Source organism: Nonomuraea sp. NPDC004354, from assembly GCF_053602555.1.
Map to the genome: position 1 here is coordinate 185827 of NZ_JBSGDV010000013.1, position 20194 is coordinate 206020.

The window sequence follows — 20194 nt, forward strand, 5'->3', positions numbered from 1 at the left end:
CGACGTGGCGGGACGGCTGTTCGGGGTGGGGCTGGGGCCCGGGGATCCCGAGCTGGTGACGGTCAAGGCGGCCAGGCTGATCGGCGAGGCGGACGTGATCGCCTACCACAGCGCCAGGCACGGCAGGAGCATCGCGCGGTCGATCGCGCTGCCGTACATGCGGGAGGGGCAGGTCGAGGAGCTGCTGAAGTACCCGCTGACCACGGAGACCACCGACCACCCCGGCGGCTACCAGGGCGCGCTGGAGGACTTCTACGCCGAGTGCGCGCAGCGGCTGGCCGCCCATCTGGACGCGGGCAGGGTCGTCGTGGTGCTGTGCGAGGGCGACCCGCTCTTCTACGGCTCCTACATGCACATGCACAAGCGGCTGGCCCACCGCTACGAGACCGAGGTCGTGCCGGGCGTCACCTCGGTGGCGGGGGCGGCGGCGGTGCTGGGACGCCCGCTGGTGGAGCACGAGGAGACGCTGACCGTGCTGCCCGGCACGCTCCCGGCCGACGTCATCACCGAGAAGCTGAAGAGCGCCGACTCGGTGGCCGTGCTCAAGCTCGGCAGGACCTTCGAGAAGGTCCGTGACGCGCTGGCGGAGGCGGGCCGGCTGGACGAGGCGTGGTACGTCGAGCGGGCGACGACGGCGAGCCAGCGGATCGAGCCGCTCAAGGACGTGGACCCGGCGAGCGTGCCGTACTTCTCGCTGGCGATGCTGCCCAGCGGCGGCGGGCGGGCCGACGAGGAGCTGAGGCCGGGCGTCGCGGTGGTGGGGCTCGGGCCCGCGGGAGCGCAGTGGCTCACGCCGGAGGCGCGGCAGGTGCTGGCGGAGGCGACCGACCTGGTGGGGTACGGCCCGTACGTGGACCGGGTGCCGCAGCGGGCGGGCCAGGTCAGGCACCGCACCGACAACAGGGTGGAGGCCGAGCGGGCCGCGCACGCGCTGGAGCTGGCCCGCCAGGGCCGCAGGGTGGCGGTCGTCTCGTCCGGCGATCCCGGCGTGTTCGCGATGGCCAGCGCGGTGCTGGAGGCGGCCGAGGGCTTCCCCGGCGTGCCGGTGCGGATCGTGCCGGGCCTGACGGCCGCGCACGCCGTGGCCGCCAGGGCGGGGGCGCCGCTGGGGCACGACTATTGCGTGATCTCCCTGTCGGACCTGCTCAAGCCGTGGGACATCGTGGCCGGGCGGCTGCGTGCCGCCGCCGCGGCCGACCTGGTGCTGGCGATCTACAACCCGGCCTCGCGCAGCCGTACCTGGCAGGTGGACGCCGCCCGCGACCTGATCATGGAGCATCGCGACCCGGCCACGCCCGTGGTGATCGGCCGCGACGTCGGGGGGCCGCAGGAGACGATCACCGTGACCACGCTGGCCGGGCTCGACCCGGCGCAGGTCGACATGCGCTGCCTGCTGATCGTCGGCTCCTCGACCACCCGCGTCACCGGCGACGGCGTCGTCTACACCCCGAGGCGATACCCGGCATGAACCCACGCCACGGCCGCCGCCACGGTGTCCACGAGCACCGCGTCCTCGGGCAGCGGCGGCCGTCGCACGACCACCACGGGCAGTCCGAGCTCGGCGGCGGCCGTCAGCTTGGCGGTGGTCATCTCGCCGCCGCTGTCCTTGGTGACCAGCACGTCGAGCCGGTGCTCGCGGATGAGCGCCCGCTCCCCTTCGACGGTGTAGGGGCCGCGCGCCAGCACCACGTGGACGTTGGCGGGGACCGGCGGCTCGGGCGGGTCGACCGATCTGGCCAGGAACCACATACCGGACAGGCCGGCGAACACCGGCAGGCTCCTGCGCCCGGTCGTCAGGAACACGCGGCGGCCCAGCGAGGGCAGCGTCCGCGCGGCCTCCTCCAGCGAGTCGACGAGCACCCAGCCGGGCCGGGGCGGCCAGCCGGGGCGCCGCAGCACCAGCAGCGGCACTCCCGCGGTACGGCACGCCTCGACGGCCCCGGCGGTCATCCGCCGCGCGAACGGGTGCGTGGCGTCCACCACGGCGTCGATCCGGTTGGCGGCGATCCAGGCGGCCAGCCCCGCCGCGCCGCCGAACCCGCCGACGTGCACCTCGCCCACCGGCAGCCTGGGGTCGCGCACCCGCCCGGCCAGCGACGACACGACGTGGACGGCGCCGTCGAGGGCGGCCGCCAGGGCGCGCGCCTCGGCCGTGCCACCCAGGATCAGGATCCGCCGCACGTCCCCTCCATCCTCGACAAGAGCGTCCTCGACTTGAGCGTCCTCGACATGAGCGTCCTCGACATGAGCGTCCTCGACTTGAGCGTCCTCGACATGAGCGTCCTCGACATGAGCGTCCGCGGCACATGAGCACCGCGTCCCCGAGCACAGGGCTGCGCCACGGCTGGACCACCGGCGCGTGCGCGACCGCGGCCACCGCGGCCGCCTACACCGCGCTGCTGACCGGCGACTTCCCCGACCCGGTCACCATCACCCTGCCCAAGGGCCAGCGGCCCGCGTTCGCCCTGGCCAGGGAGTCGCTGGGCGTCGGCTTCGCCGCCGCCTCCGTGGTCAAGGACGCCGGCGACGATCCCGACGTGACGCACGGCGCGCTGATCACCTCGACGGTACGGCACGCCGCCCCCGGCACCGGCGTCACCTTCAGGGCGGGCCCGGGCGTCGGCACGGTCACCAAGCCCGGCCTGCCGCTCGAGGTGGGCGAGCCGGCCATCAACCCGGTCCCGCGCCGGATGATGACCGAGCACATCGCGGCCGTCGGCGGCAGCGGCGACGTCATCGTGGAGATCTCCGTCGAGCACGGGGAGGAACTGGCCCGGCGGACCTGGAATCCCCGGCTCGGCATCCTCGGCGGCCTGTCGATCCTCGGCACGACCGGCGTCGTCGTGCCCTACTCGTGCTCGGCGTGGATCGACAGCATCCGCAGGGGCGTGGACGTGGCCATCGCGGCGGGCCGTACGCACGTGGCCGGGTGCACGGGCAGCACCTCCGAGCGCGTGGCCGCCGAACTGTACGGCCTGCCCGAGGACGCCCTGCTCGACATGGGCGACTTCGCCGGAGCCGTCCTGAAGTACCTGCGCCGGCACCCGGTGCCGCGGCTGACGATCGCGGGCGGTGTCGGCAAGCTGTCCAAGCTCGCCGACGGCCACCTGGACCTGCACTCGGGCCGCTCCCAGGTCAACCTCGACCTGCTGGCGAGGCTGGCGGGGGAGGGCACCGGGCTGGCGGAGCGGATCCGCGGCGCCAACACCGCGCTGCACGCCCTCCGCATGGCCCAGGAGGAGGGGGTGCCGCTCGGCGACCTGGTGGCCGAGCGGGCCCACGCCACCGCGGCCGGGGTGCTGCGCGGCGCGCCCGTCGAGGTGGACGTCGTGGTGATCGACCGGGCGGGCGTGATCGTGGGCCGTCACGGCTGACGGCAGCGCGCGGCCGAGTACAGGTGGCTGTCGGGGAACTGGGTGGCCGCCAGCACCCTGCCCACGACGATCACCGCGGTCCTGACCACGCCCGCGGCCCGCACCTGGTCGGCGATGTCGGCGAGGGTGCCCTTGAGGATCAGCTCGTCGTCGCGGCTCGCCCGGGCGACGACCGCCACGGGACAGTCGGCGCCATAGGCGGGCGTCAGCTCCGCCGCGACCTGCGCGATCCTCTGCACGGCCAGGTGCAGGACCATGGTGGCCCTGCTCGCCGACAGCGTGGCCAGGTCCTCGCCCTCCGGCATGGGCGTCGCCCGCGCCGAGGTCCTGGTGAGGATGATCGTCTGGCCGACGCCGGGCACGGTGAGCTCCCTGCCGAGCGACGCGGCCGCCGCCGCGAACGCGGGAACCCCCGGCACCACCTCGTACGGCACGCCGATCGCGTCGAGCCGCCGCATCTGCTCGGCCATCGCGCTGAAGACCGACGGGTCGCCGGAGTGGAGCCTGGCCACGTCCAGGCCCTTGGCGTGGGCGCCGGCCAGCTCGGCCACGATCTCGTCGAGCGTCAGGTTCGCGGTGTCGACCAGGCGGGCGTCCCGCGGGCACGACTCCAGCAGTTCCTCAGGCACGAGCGAGCCGGCGTACAGGCACACCGGCGCGCGCTCGATCAGGCGCAGCCCGCGCAGCGTGACGAGGTCGGCCGCGCCGGGTCCCGCGCCGATGAAGTGGACGGTCACGTGCCGCTCTCCTTGGTCGCTGTCCAGATGGTCACCGGCATCATCGTCCGCCAGCCGGTGAAGCCGCCGATCGGGGCGGCCCTGCTGACCGACAGACGTACCAGGTCGCCGCCGTTCCTGCCGTACCAGGAGGTCAGGACGGACTCCGACTCCAGGGTGACGGCGTTGGCGACCAGCCTGCCGCCGGGCGGCAGGGCGTGCCAGCACGCCTCGAGCAGGCCGGGCACGGTGGCCCCGCCGCCGACGAAGACCGCGTCGGGCGCGGGGAGCCCCTCCAGGGCGGCGGGCGCCCGCCCCGTGACGACGCGCAGCGCGGGCACGCCGAGCGCCGCCGCGTTCCGCCCGATCCTGGCCGCCCGTTCGGGGTGGCTCTCGACGGCGATCGCGCGGCAGCCGGCGTCGGCCCGCATCCACTCGATCGCGATGCTGCCGGCGCCGGCGCCGACGTCCCACAGCAGCCGGCCCGGCAGCGGGGCCAGGTGGGCGAGGCTGACCGCGCGCACCTCGCGCTTGGTGAGCTGCCCGTCGTGCTCGAAGGCGTCGTCGGGCAGGCCGGGCACCAGCGGGCGTGGCACCGTCCCCTCGTCGGCCGTGCACTCCACCGCCACCACGGTCAGGGCGGTGCCGTCCCGCTCCCACGTGGCGGCCTGGCCGGTGTGGCGCGTCTCGTCCGCCGAGCCCAGGTCCGACAGCGCGTGGAGGGTGCTCGCGCCGTACCCGTGCTCCCGCAGCAGTCCGGCCACGAGGGCGGGCCCTCGCGCGTCCGCCGCCAGCACCAGCAGCCGGCGCCCCGGCAGGACGGCGCGCCGCAGCGCGTCCAGCGGCCTGCCGACCAGGCTGACCACCGCCGTCTCCTCGACCGGCCAGCCGAGGCGCGCGCACGCCAGCGACAGGCTGGACGGGTGCGGCAGCACGCGCAGGTTCTCCGGGCCCGCCAGCCTGGCCAGCGTCGAGCCGATCCCGAAGAACATGGGGTCCCCGCTGGCCAGCACGCACGGCGCCGCGTCGCTGAACTCGGCCAGCAGCCCCGGCAGCGCGGGCAGCAGCGGCGAGGGCCAGCTCACCTTCCGCGCCCGGCCGTCGGGCACCAGGCCGAGCTGGCGCGCCGAGCCCAAGAGCACGCCCGCCTCCGCCACGGCCTGGCGGGCCTGGGGCGACAGGCCGTCCCAGCCGTCGGCGCCGACACCGACGACGGTGATCACACGCTGCCCATGGCGCGGGTGACCTCGATCTCGATGACCACCCGGGCCGGGTTGGGCCGGGGCGGCTTGTAGCGGGCGGTGTAGCGGGCCTCGGCGTCGGCGATCCGCTCGGGCTCGGTCCGCACCGTCGCCGTGCCCTCCAGCGTGGACCAGCGGCGGCCGTCGACCTGGCACAGCGCCACCCGGGCGCCGTCGTCGCCGGCGAGCAGGCGGGCCTTGCGCGAGGTGCCGGAGGTGATGACCCTCGCGATCCCCGTCTCCAGGTCGAGCGTCGCGCCCACGGGCACCACGTGCGGCGTGCCGTCCGGCCTGACGGTGGTCAGCGTGCACAGGTGCCGCTCCCGCCAGAACTCGGCGAACCCCGCTCCCCGCGCGGCCAGATCCACCTTCGCCCCTTTCGTCCGTCCATTCTGCATGGTCAGGGTAGCGAGGCCCCGCGCTCACCTGACGGGACGGGGCTTGCGGACGGCGCGGGAGGCTCTGCAAGGATGTGGACATGAGCGCTGTGAAACTCGACGGCAAGGCGACCGCGGCCAAGATCAAGGCGGACCTCACCGCGCGGGTGACCGCGCTCAAGGAGCGGGGCGTCGTGCCCGGGCTCGGCACTGTGCTGGTCGGCGACGACCCCGGCAGCCAGATCTACGTCGCGGGCAAGCACCGCGACTGCGCGGAGGTCGGCATCGCCTCCATCCGTGTCGACCTGCCGGCGACGGCCACCCAGGCCGACGTCGAGGCCGCCATCGACGAACTCAACGCCTCGCCCTCCTGCACCGGCTACATCGTCCAGCTCCCCCTGCCCAAGCACCTCGACACCATGGCGCTGCTGGAGCGCATGGACCCGGCCAAGGACGCCGACGGCCTCCACCCGGTCAACCTCGGCCGCCTCGTGCACATGGTCGAGGCCCCCCTTCCCTGCACGCCGCACGGCATCGTGCTGCTGCTGCAGGAGTACGGCGTGCCGCTGAAGGGCGCCGACGTCGTGGTGGTCGGCCGCGGGATCACCGTGGGCCGCTCGCTCGGCCTGCTCCTGACCAGGCGCACCGAGAACGCGACCGTGACCCTCTGCCACACCGGCACGACCGACCTGGCCGCACACGTACGGCGCGCCGACATCGTCGTGGCGGCGGCGGGCGTGCCCGGGCTCGTCACGGCCGACATGGTCAAGCCGGGCGCGGCGGTGCTCGACGTGGGCGTGTCGCGGGTCGACGGCAAGATCGCCGGTGACGTGGCTCCTGACGTGGCGGAGGTGGCCGGCTTCCTCACCCCCAACCCCGGTGGTGTGGGGCCGATGACGCGGGCGCTGCTGCTGGCCAACGTGGTCGAGGCGGCGGAGCGCTCGCTCGCCTGACGGAGTGGGTGTGACGGGGAGGAGGATCGCTCTCCCCGTCACACGGTCCCTCTCCATGCGGTCCGCCGACCGGACGAGGGTCGCTCGTCCGGTCACGCGGTGTCCTCGCCCGGGGTCGGTCAGGCGAAGGAACGGAGGGCTTCGCGGAGGTTGCCGGAGGTGCGGTCGAGGGCGGCGCGGGCCTCGGCCGGGTCGGCGCCCGTGAGGAGCATGATGACCGCCGCGGGGACCGAGCCGTCCGCCGCGCGGAGAGCCGGCGCGACCTCGGCGTCCGGCAGGCCGGTGATGGTCGAGACCATGTCGCGCGCGCGGACCCACAGCTTCTCGTTCGAGGCCACCAGGTGCGTCATCAGGTTCCCGTGCGTGCGCCCGAGCCGCACCATGGACAGCGTCGTGATGGTGTTGCAGACCAGCTTCTGTGCCGTTCCGGCCTTGAGCCTGGTGGACCCCGTCAGGAACTCGGGGCCCACCACCACCTCGATGGCGATCTCCGCCGCCGCGCCGAGCGCCGAGCCCGCGTTGCACGCGACCCCGACGGTCAGCGCGCCGACGGCGCGGGCGTGCCGTACACCTCCCACCGCGTACGGCGTGCGCCCGCTGGCCGAGATGCCCACCACCGCGTCGGCGGCGGACACCTCCACCTCTGTGAGGTCGGCGACGGCCAGCGCGGCCGAGTCCTCCGCGCCTTCGACGGCGACCGTGAAGGCCGAGGGCCCGCCCGCGATGAGCGCGAACACCTCCGACGGGCTGGTGCCGAAGGTGGGGCCGCACTCGCTGGCGTCGAGCATGCCGATGCGCCCGGCCGTACCGGCTCCGAGGTAGATGAGCCTGCCGCCGTCGCGCAGGCGCGCGGAGACGGCGTCGACGGCGGCGGCGATCTGCTCGGACTGGCCCGCGACGGCGGCGGGGACCAGGGAGTCCTGCTCGTTCATGCGCCTGACCAGCTCGAGCGTGGGCAGCACATCGAGGTCGTCGAGTCCGGGCAGCCGCTGCTCGGTGACGAGATCGGAGATGCCGCGCGTCATGGTCCCCCCGCAGGATGGAGAAAAGCTAGCTATCCACGACTATATGTGAAAATTTCCTTCATCGGCACCCCTCATCGCGTTCTGAAGATCTCCAACGCCTCCCTGGTGGCGCGCAGCGCCGTCTCGGAGCTGTCGAACGTGCGCTGCGCCAGCCCGACGAAGATGCAGTCGACGATCAGGAGCTGGCTGATCCTGCTGGCCAGCGCCCCGGGCCGGAAGGCCGTCTCCCGCCCTGCGGACACCAGCACGTGGTCGGCGGTCTGGGCCAGCGAGGAACGCGGGTTGTTGGTGATGGCGATGGCGAGCGCGCCCGCCTCCTTCGCCGTCCTGGTCGGCGCGATCACGTCCGTCGTCTCGCCCGAGCAGCTCACCGCCACCACGACGTCGCCCTCGTGCAACAGCGCGGCGCTGGTCAGGGCGAGGTGGGCGTCGTTGAACGGATGGCTCGACAGGCCGATGCGCATCAGCTTGTGCGCGAGGTCGGCCGCCACCAGGCCGGAGGCGCCCACGCCGTAGACGTTGATCCTGCGGGCGGCGGCGATGGCCGCGACGACCTCGCCGAGCTGGTCGGGCACGAGCTGTTCCGCGGTGTCCGACAGCGCGTCCACCTCCGCCCTGGTCACCTTGGCGATCACGTCGGTGAGCGGGTCGTCGGGTCCGAGGTCGCCAGGCACCAGCCGCTCGGGGGTGTCCCGCGCGACGGCGCCCGCCAGCGCGAAGCGGAGTTGGGAGTAGCCGGAGTAGCCGAGGGCGCGCGCCGTCCGCACGATGGTCGCCTCGCTGGTGCCCGACACCGCGCTGAACTCGGTGATCGTGCTGCGCACCACCAGGCCGGGATCGTCCAGGATGATCCTGGCGATGGCCTGCGCCGCGGGCGTGAGCGAAGGCAGCACCGCCCGCACCGCCGAGACCGGGTTGACCGGCTCGTTCATCTGGTCAGCCATCGTGCCACCGCCTTCGCCGAGACCTTGGAGATGCCGTGCGTGGCGATGTGGGCCGCGCCCGCGGGCTCGGCGGGGATGCCCGTCTCGACGACGATCACATCGGGGCGCTGCCGTACGGCCTGCGCCACCGTGTCCCGCACCCACGCGTGCCGGGCCGCGTCGTGGACGACCAGCACCACCGGCCGCTCGCCGGGCACCGAGGAGAGCTCGGGGGAGGAGGTCCGTTCGGTCCCCGGCAGCACCTCGCCGAGCGCCGCGGCCAGGCCTGTCGGGGTGTTCGGGTCGACGGCCTGGTTGTGGCGGGTGTTGACCTCGACGACCAGCGGAGCGGTGGTCAGCCGGGCCGAGCCCGTGACGGTGAGCGCCCTGACCGCCGCCTCCATGCCGGCCTCGGCGTCGGGCGCGGCGTCGCGCGGCTGCCTGCCGTACCAGTCGGACAGGGCCCGCACCCGCCCCGCCGCCTCGGCCAGGCGCTCCTCGGGGAGCGACCCGTCGCGCACGGCGGCCACGATGGCGTCGCGGATCTCGGCCAGACCCTCGGCGGTGACCAGCCCCGCGCAGATCGCGTCCGCGCCCGCCCTGAGCGCCCGGACCGCGATCTCGCCCGGCGAGTACATCGCCGCGACCGCCTTCATCTCGATCGCGTCGGTGACCAGCATCCCGTCGAAGCCGAGCTCCTCCCTGAGCAACCCGGTCAGGATCGTACGGCTCAGCGTGGCGGGCATCGCGGGATCGAGTGCGGGGACCAGCAGGTGCCCGCACATGATGGACCGCACGCCCGCCTCGATGGCCGCCCTGAACGGCGGCAGGTCGCGGTCGCGCAGCTCGGCGAGGGAGGCGTGGACGGTCGGCAGCGCCAGGTGGGAGTCGGTGACGGTGTCGCCGTGGCCCGGGAAGTGCTTGGCGCAGGCGGCCACACCCGCCCCCTGCACGCCCCTGACGTAGGCGGCGGAGTGGCGCGCGACCAGGTCGGCGGTCGGCCCGAACGAGCGGACCCCGATCACCGGGTTGGCCGGGTTGGCGTTGACGTCGACGGAGGGGGCGTAGTTGAGGGTGATGTCCAGTTCGGCGAGCATCCGCCCGATCTGGCGGCCCACCCGCTCGGTCAGCTCCTCGTCGTCGACCACGCCGAGCGCCCGGTTGCCGGGGAAGGAGCTGCCCTCGCCGGTCTCGAGGCGGGTGACGACGCCGCCCTCCTCGTCGATGGCGACGACCACGCCGGGGTTCTCCGCGCGGAGGGCGGCGACCAGGTCCGCCGTGGCGGGCGAGACGTTGCGCGCGAAGAGCACGGCGCCGCCGAGCCCCTCGCCCAGCGCCTTCCGCAGCCAGTCGGGGGCGGTGACGCCCTCGAACCCGGGCTGGAGGACCGCCAGGGCGAGTCGGTGCAGGTCAGCGGGCACAGAACCTCCTCGGTTCGCGTCGTGACCGGGTGACCGGCCCGCGCGGCATTTTCTTTCACAATTGTTGATCTGAAGGTAATTTTCTGCCATCGTCGCCCTGGAACACAACCACCTCCCCCGAGAGGCACCCCCCATGCCCACTAGAAGGACCGTTCTGAAGGGTCTGGCCCTCGCGGCAGCCGCTTCCGTCGTGCCGCTCCCCGCCTTCGCCGAGCCCGACTACGTGCCTCCGCTGCGCCAGATGCGCGGCATGTGGATCGCTTCCGTCGTCAACATCAACTGGCCGTCGAAGCAGGGGCTGACCGCGGACGAGCAGAAGGCCGAGTTCATCGCCTGGCTCGACCTGGCGGTCGAGCGCCGGCTCAACTCGGTCTTCGTGCAGATCAGGCCGACCGCCGACGCCTTCTGGCCGTCGCAGTTCGAGCCGTGGTCGCACTGGCTGACCGGCGTGCAGGGACAGGACCCCGGCTACGACCCGCTGGGCTTCGCCGTCGAGGAGACCCACAAGCGCGGCCTGACCTTCCACGCGTGGTTCAACCCCTACCGCGTCTCGATGCAGGCCGACCCGACCAAGCTGCACCCCTCGCACCCCGGACGGGTCCACCCCGAGTGGATCCTGCCCTTCGGCGGCAAGCTCTACTACAACCCGGGCATCCCGGAAGTGCGGAAGTTCTGCCAGGACGCGATGCTCGACGCGCTGGTCCGCTACGACATCGACGGCCTGCACTTCGACGACTACTTCTACCCGACCAACACCACGGCCTTCAACGACGCCGACACCTTCGCCACGCACGGCGCGGGCTTCCCCGACCTGGCCTCGTGGCGGCGCCACAACGTGGACCTGATGGTCTCGGAGATGCAGCAGCGGGTCCGGGAGGCCAAGCCGGAGGTGGCCTGGGGCATCAGCCCGTCGGGCATCTGGCGCAACAAGGGCACCGACCCCCTCGGCTCCGACACCAACGGCGGCCAGTCCTACGACAACCTGCACGCCGACACCCGTGGCTGGGTCAAGAAGGGATGGCTCGACTACATCGCGCCCCAGCTCTACTGGTACATCGGCCAGCCGCCCGCCGACTACAGCAAGCTGGTGCCGTGGTGGTCCGACGTGGCGAACGGCACGGGCACCATGCTGTGGATCGGCCAGGCCGCCTACAAGGCCGGCGACCCCGCCCAGGTTCCGCAGTGGCAGGACCCCGCCGAGCTGTCGAAGCACCTGACGCTCAACCGGGCGCACCCGCAGGTCGGCGGCGACATCTGGTACAACGCCAACGACCTGCGCGTCGACCGGATCGGCTCGGTCACCACGGCGGTCCGCGACCACTACCAGCGGCCCGCGCTGCCGCCGCTGCTGCCCAGGCTCGCCGACGGCGAGAAGCCGAAGCGTCCCGTCCTCGCCCACGTGCGCAAGGTGTCCGGCGGCGTCGAGCTGAACATCGTCGCGACCGGCGGTCAGGAGCCGTTCCAGTTCGCGATCTTCCGGGCGGCCGAGGAGATCGACACCTTCGACGACGCCCGCAACCTGGTGGCGGTCGTCCCCGGCGACCGGCTCGTACGCTGGGTGGACGCCGAGGGCAAGAACGGCGACCACTACTACGTCATGGCCGTCGACCGGGTCAGCAGGACCAGCCGGCCCAGCCGCGGCCGAAAAGTCTGGTAGGAGACATGCGGGTTCTCGGCTTGATGTCCGGCACCTCCCACGACGGGATCGACAGCGCGATCGTCGACTGGTCGATGGAGGGCGACGTCCTCACCGGTGTGATCACCCACACCGGCGAACGTCCCTATCCTGCCGAGCTGAGAGCCCGCCTCCTGGCCGCCCTGCCGCCCTCTCCCGTCACGATGGCCGAGGTGTGCGCGCTCGACACGCTCATCGGACAGGCCTTCGCCGACGCCGCGCTCGCCGCGGGCGAGGCCGACCTGGTCTGCTCCCACGGCCAGACGCTCTACCACTGGGTGTCCGACGGCCGGGTGCACGGCACGCTCCAGCTCGGCCAGCCGGCGTGGATCGCCGAACGCACCGGCCTGCCCGTCGTCTCCGACCTGCGCGTGCGCGACGTGGCGGCCGGAGGGCAGGGCGCGCCCCTGGTCTCCTACCTCGACCGGCTGCTCATCAGCGGGCTGCCCGGCCGGGCGGGGGCGCTCAACCTGGGCGGCATCGCCAACCTCACGACCGCCGAGTACGCCTACGACACCGGACCCGCCTGTGCGCTCATCGACGCGGCCGCGCCGCCGTACGACAGGGACGGGGCGCTCGGGGCGGCGGGCACGGTCGACGAGAAGCTGCTGGCCGAGCTGCTGGACGAGCCGTACTACCGGCTGGACCCGCCCAAGACGACCGGCAAGGAGCTGTTCACGCCCGGCTACGTCACCTCGGACCTGCCGCAGGCCGACCTCGTGGCGACGCTGACCGCGCTGACGGCCAGGACGGTCGCCGACGAGATCGGCAGGCACCGGCTCGACACCGTGATCGTCTCCGGCGGCGGCACGCGCAACCCGACGCTCATGGGGATGCTCGCCGCGCTCACGCCTGCCCGGCTCGTCCCGAGCGACGAGCTCGGCATCCCTTCCGACGCGAAAGAGGCGATCGCCTTCTCGCTGTTCGGCTGGCTGACCGCGCACGGCCTGCCCGCCACCGTGCCGGCATGCACGGGCGCGGCAGGCCCGCGCATACTCGGCACGATCACCCCGGGATCCGGACCTCTCAGGCTGCCGGAACCCCTCGCCGAAGCACCGGTCGCCCTGCGGGTCGGTTAACTGGCGCGGCGGCCGGCCGGCTGGCTCTCCTGGGACGTTCCGGTGCGCTGTGGCGGCACCACCGGCGTCGGCCTGACCAGGCCGAGCGCCACCACCTCGTTGGCCAGCCTGGTGCGCCTGTTGGTGCCCTCGGGGATCCGGAACTTCTGGTAGAGCCTGAGCAGGTGCTGCTTGACCGCCGCCTCGGTCACCACGAGATCGTCGGCGATCTCGCGCGCCGTGGCCGGGGCGACGAACGCCTCGTCCGACAGGGCGGGCCTGCACAGCGATGTGAGCACGTCGACCTCGCGCCTGGTGAGCTCGGGCGCGGCGGCCCTGCGGAGCTCGACCTCGGGCGTGAAGTCCTCGCGCGGCACGCCACCGATGCGTCCGCGCGCCGCGCCGAAGGAGACGACGTCGCCGTCGTCAAGGACCCTCCGGGCGATCGGCCTCCCGTTCACCCGCGTGCCGTTGCGGGACAGGCCCAGGTCAACGACATACAGGTAGGGTCCGCGCCGAACGAACTCAGCGTGGAGCCGAGACACGCTCGGGTCGGTCAGCCGGATGTCGACGCCCCGGCCCCTTCCCACTGTCGTGATCTCGGGACGCAACGGGACGACCTCGCCGGTGTCCTCGATGCGTATGAAGGGCCCCTCCACGGCAGTTCCTCCCCAGGTAGCCCGCCGTTACTGTTACTACAGCTCCGGCTTACCCAAACGAAGGGATGGGGAATCGCCTTTGCCATAAGGAGAATCCGGCGTGAAATTGGTCTGGACCTCTGCGGCCGGTTTTGCCTGCTCACGGGTAGACTTTCGGCGGAGATAAGCGGAGGAAACACACATGGCGGACAAGCCCACAAAAGGCCTGGCCGATGTCGTCGCCGCGTCCACAGCGCTGAGTGACATCGACGGGAAGGCCGGTCGCCTCTTCTACCGTGGATACGACATCCATGACCTGGCCGGCCACGCGACGTTCGAAGAAACCGCCCACCTGCTGCAGCGCGGCAAGCTGCCCACACGTCAGGAACTGGGCGCGTACGGCGACGAGCTCGTCAGGGGACGCGAGCTGGGCGCGCTGGTGTCGGCCAACATCGCCGAGATCGCGGAGAAGCAGAAGCCGATGGAGGCGCTGCGCTCGCTGGTCTCCCTGTCCGGCGCCGACGATCCCGACAAGGACTCCATCGCCGCCGACGCCAACCTGCGCAAGGCCGCCCGTCTGACGGCCCAGCAGCCGGTGCTCGTCGCGTACTACCACGCCGCCCGCACCGGCAAGGACCTGCCCGAACCCGACGACTCCCTCAGCATCGCGGGCAACTTCCTCCTCCAGGTCACCGGCCGCACGCCGAGCCCGCGCGAGGTCGAGATCTTCGACACCTGCCTGGTCCTGCACGCCGACCACACGATGAACGCCTCCACGTTCGCCGCCCGCGTGTGCGCCGCGACGCTGTCCGACATGCACTCGGCCATCGTCGCCGCCATCGGCACGCTGAAGGGCCCGCTGCACGGCGGCGCGAACGAGCAGGTCATGAAGACGCTGGAGTCGCTGGACCCGTCACAGGTGGCGCAGTCGGTACGCGACAAGCTGGCCGCGCACGAGAAGATCATGGGCTTCGGGCACCGCGTCTACAAGACCGAGGACCCGCGCGCGACGCACCTGCGCAGGATGTCGGAGGAACTGGCCACCGCGTCGGGCGACGACACCTACTACCGGATGTCGAAGGAGATGGAGGAGGTCGTCTTCGAGTCCAAGGGCCTGTATCCCAACGTCGACTTCTACGCCGCCACGGTCTACCACTACCTGGGCATCCCCACCGATCTGTTCACCCCGGTCTTCTCGGTCAGCCGCATGTCCGGCTGGACGGCGCACGTCATCGAGCAGCACGCCGACAACCGGCTGATCAGGCCAGACAGTGAGTACATCGGTGAGCGTGACCAGAAGTGGAAGCCCATCGACGAGCGATGAGCCGGGCCGGAGAGAGCGAGGCCGTCGATGCCAACGCAGGCCCGAGCGAATGCGACCATGGGCGCGCGCGATGAGCCGGGCCGGAGAGAGCGAGGCCGTCGATGCCAACGCAGGCCCGCGCGAATGCGACCATGGGCGCGCGCGATGAGCCGGGTCTTGGGCCCGAATCCGGGCGTCGGGGTCGGCACGGCCCTCCGCGGATGCGACCATAGGCACGAGCGATGAGCCAGGCAGAAGAGAGCGAGGGCGCCCGCCTCGACGGGCGCCCGAGCGACGAGAGATGGGGACCGTACCCGCCGATTCTGGCGGGTGCGGCTCTCGGCGTGCTCGCGATCTTCCTGGTGGACGCCGAATGGGGCGGCTTCGCGCTCGGCGCCGTGATCCTGGTCGCCGCCGCCGTCCGTTTCGCCGGCTACGGCGGGGCGCTTGCCGTACGAGCGAAGAACGCCGATGTCTCCACCATGGTGGTGCTCGGAGCCGCGCTGGTGGTCACCGCGCTGTTCCTGGAGTACCCCGACCTGAAGGCGCAGCTTCTGGCCCTTTTCGGCCGGTGACGCCGCCTCCGATAACCTCAATCATCATTTGTCACGAAGGGGAACCATACGCATGCCCAAGATCAAGGTAGAGGGCCCCGTCGTCGAGCTTGACGGCGACGAGATGACCCGGATCATCTGGCAGTTCATCAAGGACCAGCTGATCCTTCCCTACCTCGACGTCGACCTGAAGTACTACGACCTCGGCATCGAGCACCGCGACGCCACCGACGACCAGGTCACCATCGACGCCGCCAACGCCATCAACAAGTACGGCGTGGGCGTCAAGTGCGCCACCATCACCCCCGACGAGGCCCGGGTCGAGGAGTTCGGCCTCAAGAAGATGTGGAAGTCCCCGAACGGGACCATCCGTAACATCCTCGGCGGCGTCATCTTCCGCGAGCCGATCATCATGTCCAACGTGCCGCGCCTGGTGCCGGGCTGGACCAAGCCGATCGTGGTCGGCCGTCACGCCTTCGGCGACCAGTACCGCGCCACGGACCTGAAGATTCCCGGCGAGGGCACGCTGACCCTGACCTTCACCCCGAAGGACGGCACCGAGCCGATCGAGCTCGACGTGTACGACTTCCCCGGCAGCGGCGTGGCGCTGGCCATGTACAACCTGGACGAGTCGATCCGCGACTTCGCCCGCGCCTCCATGCGCTACGGCCTGGCCCGCAACTACCCGGTCTACCTCTCCACGAAGAACACGATCCTGAAGGCCTACGACGGCCGCTTCAAGGACATCTTCGCCGAGGTGTACGAGGCCGAGTTCAAGGCCGACTTCGAGAAGGCCGGGCTCACCTACGAGCACCGCCTCATCGACGACATGGTGGCCGCGGCCCTGAAGTGGGAGGGCGGCTACGTCTGGGCGGCCAAGAACTACGACGGCGACGTCCAGTCCGACACCGTCGCGCAGGGCTTCGGCTCGCTCGGCCTGATGACCTCCGTCCTCATGACCCCCGACGGCCGGACCGTCGAGGCCGAGGCGGCGCACGGCACGGTGACCCGTCACTACCGCGAGCACCAGAAGGGCAACCCGACCTCCACGAACCCGATCGCCTCGATCTTCGCGTGGACGCGTGGCCTGCAGCACCGCGGCAAGCTCGACAACACCCCCGAGGTGATCGGCTTCGCCGAGAAGCTCGAGCAGGTCTGCATCGAGACCGTCGAGAGCGGCCAGATGACCAAGGACCTCGCGCTGCTGGTCGGCGGCGACGCCAAGTGGCTGACCACCCAGGACTTCCTGGCGGCGCTGGACGAGAACCTCAAGAAGAAGATGGCCTGACCTTCTTCCTCCGCCTCACCCTGCCTGAGGGCCGCCCGGTGGGCGGCCCTTTCGCGTTCCTCCCACACGGACATGGCGGGAGGGCGACACGTGGCCGCACGCGAAGGCTCTCCTGGCCGATTCCATACCTACACCCGGTCCATTCACATACCGTGAGTGGGTAAGAGCACCCTGTAGTCGATCTACCGGGGGGTTCCCATGCGGATGCTGGGTGCAGGGCTGATAGTGATAGGCGTGTTGACCGCGGGCTGCGGCGGTGCGAACACAGGGGCTAACCTCGCCAAGCCGCAGCTCGACCAGGCCGCCCTGCAGCGGCAGGCGCAGGCCGCCAAGGCCGCCAAGGCGGCGGCCGCCGCCAAGGTCAGGGCCAACGAGCTGGGTCAGATCCCAGTGATCATGTTCCATCGGGTCATCGAGAAGCCGGCCACCCACGACGACCGCACCCCCCAGCAGTTCCGCGCCGACCTCGAGCGTCTGGCCAAGGACGGCTACGTGCCGATCACCGCCGCCGAGCTCGTCACCGGCAGGATCGACATCCCGGCGGGCCGGCACCCCGTCGTCCTCACCTTCGACGACTCCTCGCCCTCGCAGCTCGCCATGGACGAGCTCGGCCAGGTGAAGCCGGACACCGCCGTCGCCATCCTGCAGGACGTCGCCAGGAACAACCCCGGCTTCCGCCCCGTCGCCACCTTCTTCGTGACGCGCGACATGTTCGGCAAGACCACGCCGGAGGAGAAGTCGCAGATGCTGCTGTGGCTGAAGCAGAACGGCTTCGACATCGGCAACCACACCCGCGACCACCTCAACCTCCTGGGCAAGTCGCAGAAGCAGGTCATGGGTGAGATCGCCGCCGGCCAGCGCCTGGTCACCGACCTGGAGGGGGCGGCGCCGATCACGCTGGCGCTGCCGTACGGGAACCAGCCGCGTAAGAAGGAGTGGGCGGCGACGGGCAAGAGCGGGCCGACCTCCTACAAGCACGCGGGCGTGTTCCTGGCCGGGTACACGCCGGCGGCGGCGCCGTTCAACAAGAACTTCGACCCGCTCGGCATCCCGCGCATCAGGGCCATGGACAAGAAGGGCGACTGCTCGCAGTTCTGCTCCACCGCGTGGCTCGACTGGCTGAAGTCCAACCCCGACCAGCGCTACACCTCGGACGGCGACCCGCAGACGGTGGCCTTCCCGAAGTTCAAGGCGCCGTTCCTGCGCAAGGCCTTCGCGCAGCGCGCGCTGCCGTACTAGAGGGCCGCTGTTCCAGAGACGGCAGCACTGGAAGGCCGTCGTTCCAGGAGACGGCACTCGAAGGGCGCCGTTCTAGGAGACGGCGCCGAACGCGACGGCCTCGGGGGCGAGCGGCAGCCGCTTGACCCTCGCGGTCCGTCCGGTGGTGAGGTCGAGGGAGAAGAAGCCGACGAACTCCTGGGTGTCGGCCGTGAACGTCCTGATCAGCAGCTTGTCGCGGCTCAGCCAGGTCTCGGCGGACGAGACGGTCGGCTCGCGCAGCGGGTTCGGCCGCAACGGCTCCCGCCGCCTGCCCGTCGCAGGGGCGACCAGCTCGATCGTGTCGGCGGGCTCGTCGCCGACCAGCGCGAGCCAGCGCCCGTCGGGAGACAGCCGTGCCGTCGAGGGGACCTCGACGGTGCTCATCCGCGCCCCGCTGGAGCGGACGACACCGACCACGGTGTCGTCCTTGCTGGCGAAGACGGTGTCAGGAGTGATCCCGATCACGCCGTCGACCAGCGGCAGGGTCGTGACCTTGCCGCTGTCGAACTCCGTGACGAGCACCTGCTCGCCGTCGCTCACCGCGAACGCCGTGCCGTCGGCCGAGACCGCGATGGCGTCGGAGCGCAGGTTGGCCGTGTCGATCTCCGGCGACAGTTCGCGCACCGCGCCGCTGGGCAGGTCGTGCGCCACGAACCGCTGCCGCGCCACGCTGAAGTAGGCGAGCCGGTGCCCGTCCGCGCTCAGCCGGAACCCCGGCATGACCGACGCGCCGCCCTTGGTCGGCACCCACACCGCCGCGTCGGTCACCCTGATCCGGTAGGCGTAGCCGCCGTCGGCGTCGCGCGTCTCGTCGTAGTCGGTGACGAGCGTCTCCTTCTTGCCGCTGAACGCGTGGATCCACCACGACCTGCACTCGGGCGGGCCGTCGGTCTCGGGACACTCGTCCGGTACGGCGTAGCGAACCGCCACGGGCACCGCCCCGTGCTTCCACTCCAGGCCACCGGGCGCGGCCTCAGAGGCGCCGCACGCCGCCGTCGTCGCCAGGACACCCGCGGTGAGCCACATTCGTACGTTCAGCACATGCATAGGACGTGCGCGACGCGGTCCTGGGTTCAACCCTCCAGGATCGTGAAGCCGATCCCCGCGGCGCGCAGACGGTCGATGAGCGGCCGCCCCATGGCGACGGCGGTGGTGAGCTGGCCCGCCACCTCGGGCACGTCGTCGAAGGCCAGGCACAGCGCCGACTCGGCCAGCATCTTCGCGGTCTCCGAGTAGCCGGGGTCGCCGCCCGAGACCTCGGTGACGACGCGCTCGCCCCCGCCCTCGCCGAGCAGGGTGAGCCTGAACCAGCTGCGCGCCCGCCGCTCCGCCGAAGGCCCGTCACCAGCGGCGATCTTCCTGAGCAGCCAGTCGCGGCCCGCCGGGAGCTGCGCGAGTGCCGCCATCGCCCCGGCCCCCGCCGCCACCGCCAGCGCCGAGGGCAGGTGCCGGACGGCGAAGTACTGGCGGTAGGCGAAGTCGGGACCGTAGCGGTCGAGGGCGCGGGCGGAGCGGCCGACGATCTGGTGGTCGATCGTGGGCATGGGCAGCGCCCAGCCGCCGACGTAGCGCACGCCGCCCGGCAGCGCGCTCACCCTGCGGCCCTTCGGCCGCGGCTCGACGGCACGGCGCCGCGCCGCGGCCTCGGCCATCCGCCGTGGCCTCGACATCGCGGTCACCGCCGAGTGCAGGGTGCCGCCCGAGGGCCTGCCGTCGCCCCGCAGGAACCCGCTGACCCTGATCGGCACGTCCGGCGGCAGCAGGCCCACCGTGAAGAGGACGCCGAGGTCGTAGGGGATGGAGTCGAAGCCGCACGCGTGCACGATCTTCGCTCCCGTCTCGCGGGCCAGGCCGTCGTGACGGACGTACATCCTGTCGACGAACTCCGGCTCTCCGGTGAGGTCGACGTAATGGGTGCCCGCCCGCGCGCACGCGGCGACCAGCGGCTCGCCGTACCGCAGATAGGGGCCGACGGTGGTGGCGACCACGCGAGCCCCGGCGGCGAGCGCGTCCAGGGAGGCGGTGTCGGTGACGTCGGCGTGCAGGAGGGGGACGTCCAGGCCCAGCGCCTCCAGCTTCGCCCGGTCGCGCCCGGCCAGCGCCCACCGGCATCCCGGAGGGACAGCCCTGGAGAGGTGGTCCGCAGTGAGGGCGCCGGTGAATCCGGTCGCGCCGAGCAGCACGATGTCGTACATGAGAGCCAGAATGTCATTCTGTGGACGTGGTGACGAGAGACTCAGGAACGGTCCTGCGACCGCTGACACCTCCGCTGACCGCGCGGGTCAGGCGGTGTCGCGAGACCGTCCCCCGGGCACCAACTGTGACGTCACGAACGGTTAACGGTTCCCTGGGAGGTTCCTTGGCGTCGTAAAGTTTGCGTCGTCAGGC

19 protein-coding genes are annotated in these 20194 nt (G+C 72.0%); 9 read left to right on the forward strand and 10 right to left on the reverse strand.

The annotated features are described in order from the left end of the window. Positions 1 to 4 precede the first annotated feature (4 nt). A complete protein-coding gene (locus tag ACWENQ_RS30575; RefSeq protein ID WP_449920572.1) occupies positions 5 to 1468 on the forward strand; it encodes a precorrin-2 C(20)-methyltransferase in 1464 nt (487 codons plus the stop codon). Here the strand turns inward: ACWENQ_RS30575 and ACWENQ_RS30580 are convergent. Beyond that, positions 1441 to 2181 (reverse strand): cobalt-precorrin-6A reductase, encoded by a 741-nt coding sequence (locus tag ACWENQ_RS30580; protein ID WP_449920037.1) that lies wholly within the window; start codon positions 2179 to 2181, stop codon positions 1441 to 1443. The two genes, ACWENQ_RS30575 and ACWENQ_RS30580, sit on opposite strands and share 28 nt — an antisense overlap. A 125-nt stretch (positions 2182 to 2306) precedes the next feature. On the opposite strand from ACWENQ_RS30580, the gene ACWENQ_RS30585 reads away from it, so the two are divergent. Continuing rightward, on the forward strand, positions 2307 to 3374 hold the full coding sequence (locus ACWENQ_RS30585; protein ID WP_452417297.1) for a cobalt-precorrin-5B (C(1))-methyltransferase: 1068 nt from the start codon (positions 2307 to 2309) through the stop codon (positions 3372 to 3374). Here the strand turns inward: ACWENQ_RS30585 and cobM are convergent. The 3 genes from cobM to ACWENQ_RS30600 are packed head-to-tail and all read right to left on the reverse strand — an operon-like array spanning position 3365 to position 5699. Further along, entirely contained in the window at positions 3365 to 4111 is a 747-nt protein-coding gene (gene cobM / locus ACWENQ_RS30590) for a precorrin-4 C(11)-methyltransferase (protein WP_452417299.1), read from the reverse strand. The genes ACWENQ_RS30585 and cobM overlap by 10 nt on opposite strands. Next, complete coding sequence (cbiE, locus tag ACWENQ_RS30595; protein ID WP_452417301.1) at positions 4108 to 5313, reverse strand: precorrin-6y C5,15-methyltransferase (decarboxylating) subunit CbiE; 1206 nt, start codon at positions 5311 to 5313, stop codon at positions 4108 to 4110. The genes cobM and cbiE overlap by 4 nt, the downstream gene beginning before the upstream one ends. Beyond that, a complete protein-coding gene (locus ACWENQ_RS30600) occupies positions 5310 to 5699 on the reverse strand; it encodes a pyridoxamine 5'-phosphate oxidase family protein (RefSeq protein ID WP_449920048.1) in 390 nt (129 codons plus the stop codon). The genes cbiE and ACWENQ_RS30600 overlap by 4 nt, the downstream gene beginning before the upstream one ends. 110 nt (positions 5700 to 5809) lie before the next feature. On the opposite strand from ACWENQ_RS30600, the gene ACWENQ_RS30605 reads away from it, so the two are divergent. Then, positions 5810 to 6661 carry a bifunctional methylenetetrahydrofolate dehydrogenase/methenyltetrahydrofolate cyclohydrolase gene (locus ACWENQ_RS30605; protein ID WP_354906261.1) on the forward strand — a complete coding sequence of 284 codons (852 nt, stop codon included), beginning with the start codon at positions 5810 to 5812 and terminating at the stop codon, positions 6659 to 6661. Positions 6662 to 6780: 119 nt separating this feature from the next. On the opposite strand, the gene murQ is transcribed toward ACWENQ_RS30605, so the two are convergent. From murQ to ACWENQ_RS30620, 3 genes are all read right to left on the reverse strand, one after another. Continuing rightward, positions 6781 to 7686, reverse strand: a complete 906-nt coding sequence (gene murQ / locus ACWENQ_RS30610) for an N-acetylmuramic acid 6-phosphate etherase (RefSeq protein ID WP_452417303.1) — start codon at positions 7684 to 7686, stop codon at positions 6781 to 6783. Positions 7687 to 7757: 71 nt separating this feature from the next. Further along, positions 7758 to 8630 (reverse strand): MurR/RpiR family transcriptional regulator, encoded by an 873-nt coding sequence (locus ACWENQ_RS30615; protein ID WP_354906258.1) that lies wholly within the window; start codon positions 8628 to 8630, stop codon positions 7758 to 7760. Beyond that, a complete protein-coding gene (locus ACWENQ_RS30620; RefSeq protein ID WP_452417305.1) occupies positions 8615 to 10030 on the reverse strand; it encodes a glycoside hydrolase family 3 protein in 1416 nt (471 codons plus the stop codon). The genes ACWENQ_RS30615 and ACWENQ_RS30620 overlap by 16 nt, the downstream gene beginning before the upstream one ends. Before the next feature lie 133 nt (positions 10031 to 10163). Between ACWENQ_RS30620 and ACWENQ_RS30625 the strand changes: the two genes are divergently transcribed. After that, on the forward strand, positions 10164 to 11687 hold the full coding sequence (locus ACWENQ_RS30625; protein WP_449920058.1) for a glycoside hydrolase family 10 protein: 1524 nt from the start codon (positions 10164 to 10166) through the stop codon (positions 11685 to 11687). Between the two features lie 5 nt (positions 11688 to 11692). Further along, positions 11693 to 12784, forward strand: coding sequence for an anhydro-N-acetylmuramic acid kinase (locus tag ACWENQ_RS30630; protein ID WP_452417307.1), 1092 nt, complete (start codon positions 11693 to 11695; stop codon positions 12782 to 12784). Here the strand turns inward: ACWENQ_RS30630 and ACWENQ_RS30635 are convergent. Then, positions 12781 to 13422 (reverse strand): FHA domain-containing protein, encoded by a 642-nt coding sequence (locus tag ACWENQ_RS30635; RefSeq protein WP_354906250.1) that lies wholly within the window; start codon positions 13420 to 13422, stop codon positions 12781 to 12783. The two genes, ACWENQ_RS30630 and ACWENQ_RS30635, sit on opposite strands and share 4 nt — an antisense overlap. 181 nt (positions 13423 to 13603) lie before the next feature. Between ACWENQ_RS30635 and ACWENQ_RS30640 the strand changes: the two genes are divergently transcribed. From ACWENQ_RS30640 to ACWENQ_RS30655, 4 genes are all read left to right on the forward strand, one after another. Beyond that, positions 13604 to 14725 carry a citrate/2-methylcitrate synthase gene (locus ACWENQ_RS30640; RefSeq protein ID WP_449920061.1) on the forward strand — a complete coding sequence of 374 codons (1122 nt, stop codon included), beginning with the start codon at positions 13604 to 13606 and terminating at the stop codon, positions 14723 to 14725. 221 nt (positions 14726 to 14946) lie between these two features. Next, complete coding sequence (locus tag ACWENQ_RS30645) at positions 14947 to 15279, forward strand: DUF3017 domain-containing protein (RefSeq protein WP_354906246.1); 333 nt, start codon at positions 14947 to 14949, stop codon at positions 15277 to 15279. A gap of 52 nt (positions 15280 to 15331) precedes the next feature. Beyond that, positions 15332 to 16546, forward strand: a complete 1215-nt coding sequence (locus ACWENQ_RS30650; RefSeq protein WP_449920064.1) for an NADP-dependent isocitrate dehydrogenase — start codon at positions 15332 to 15334, stop codon at positions 16544 to 16546. A 234-nt stretch (positions 16547 to 16780) separates the two neighbouring features. After that, on the forward strand, positions 16781 to 17785 hold the full coding sequence (locus tag ACWENQ_RS30655) for a polysaccharide deacetylase family protein (RefSeq protein ID WP_449920066.1): 1005 nt from the start codon (positions 16781 to 16783) through the stop codon (positions 17783 to 17785). A gap of 72 nt (positions 17786 to 17857) precedes the next feature. Here the strand turns inward: ACWENQ_RS30655 and ACWENQ_RS30660 are convergent, their stop codons facing one another. Both ACWENQ_RS30660 and ACWENQ_RS30665 read right to left on the reverse strand, forming a co-directional pair. Beyond that, positions 17858 to 18847, reverse strand: a complete 990-nt coding sequence (locus ACWENQ_RS30660) for a hypothetical protein (protein ID WP_449920069.1) — start codon at positions 18845 to 18847, stop codon at positions 17858 to 17860. A 32-nt stretch (positions 18848 to 18879) separates the two neighbouring features. After that, complete coding sequence (locus ACWENQ_RS30665) at positions 18880 to 20001, reverse strand: saccharopine dehydrogenase family protein (RefSeq protein WP_449920071.1); 1122 nt, start codon at positions 19999 to 20001, stop codon at positions 18880 to 18882. Positions 20002 to 20194: the final 193 nt, after the last annotated feature.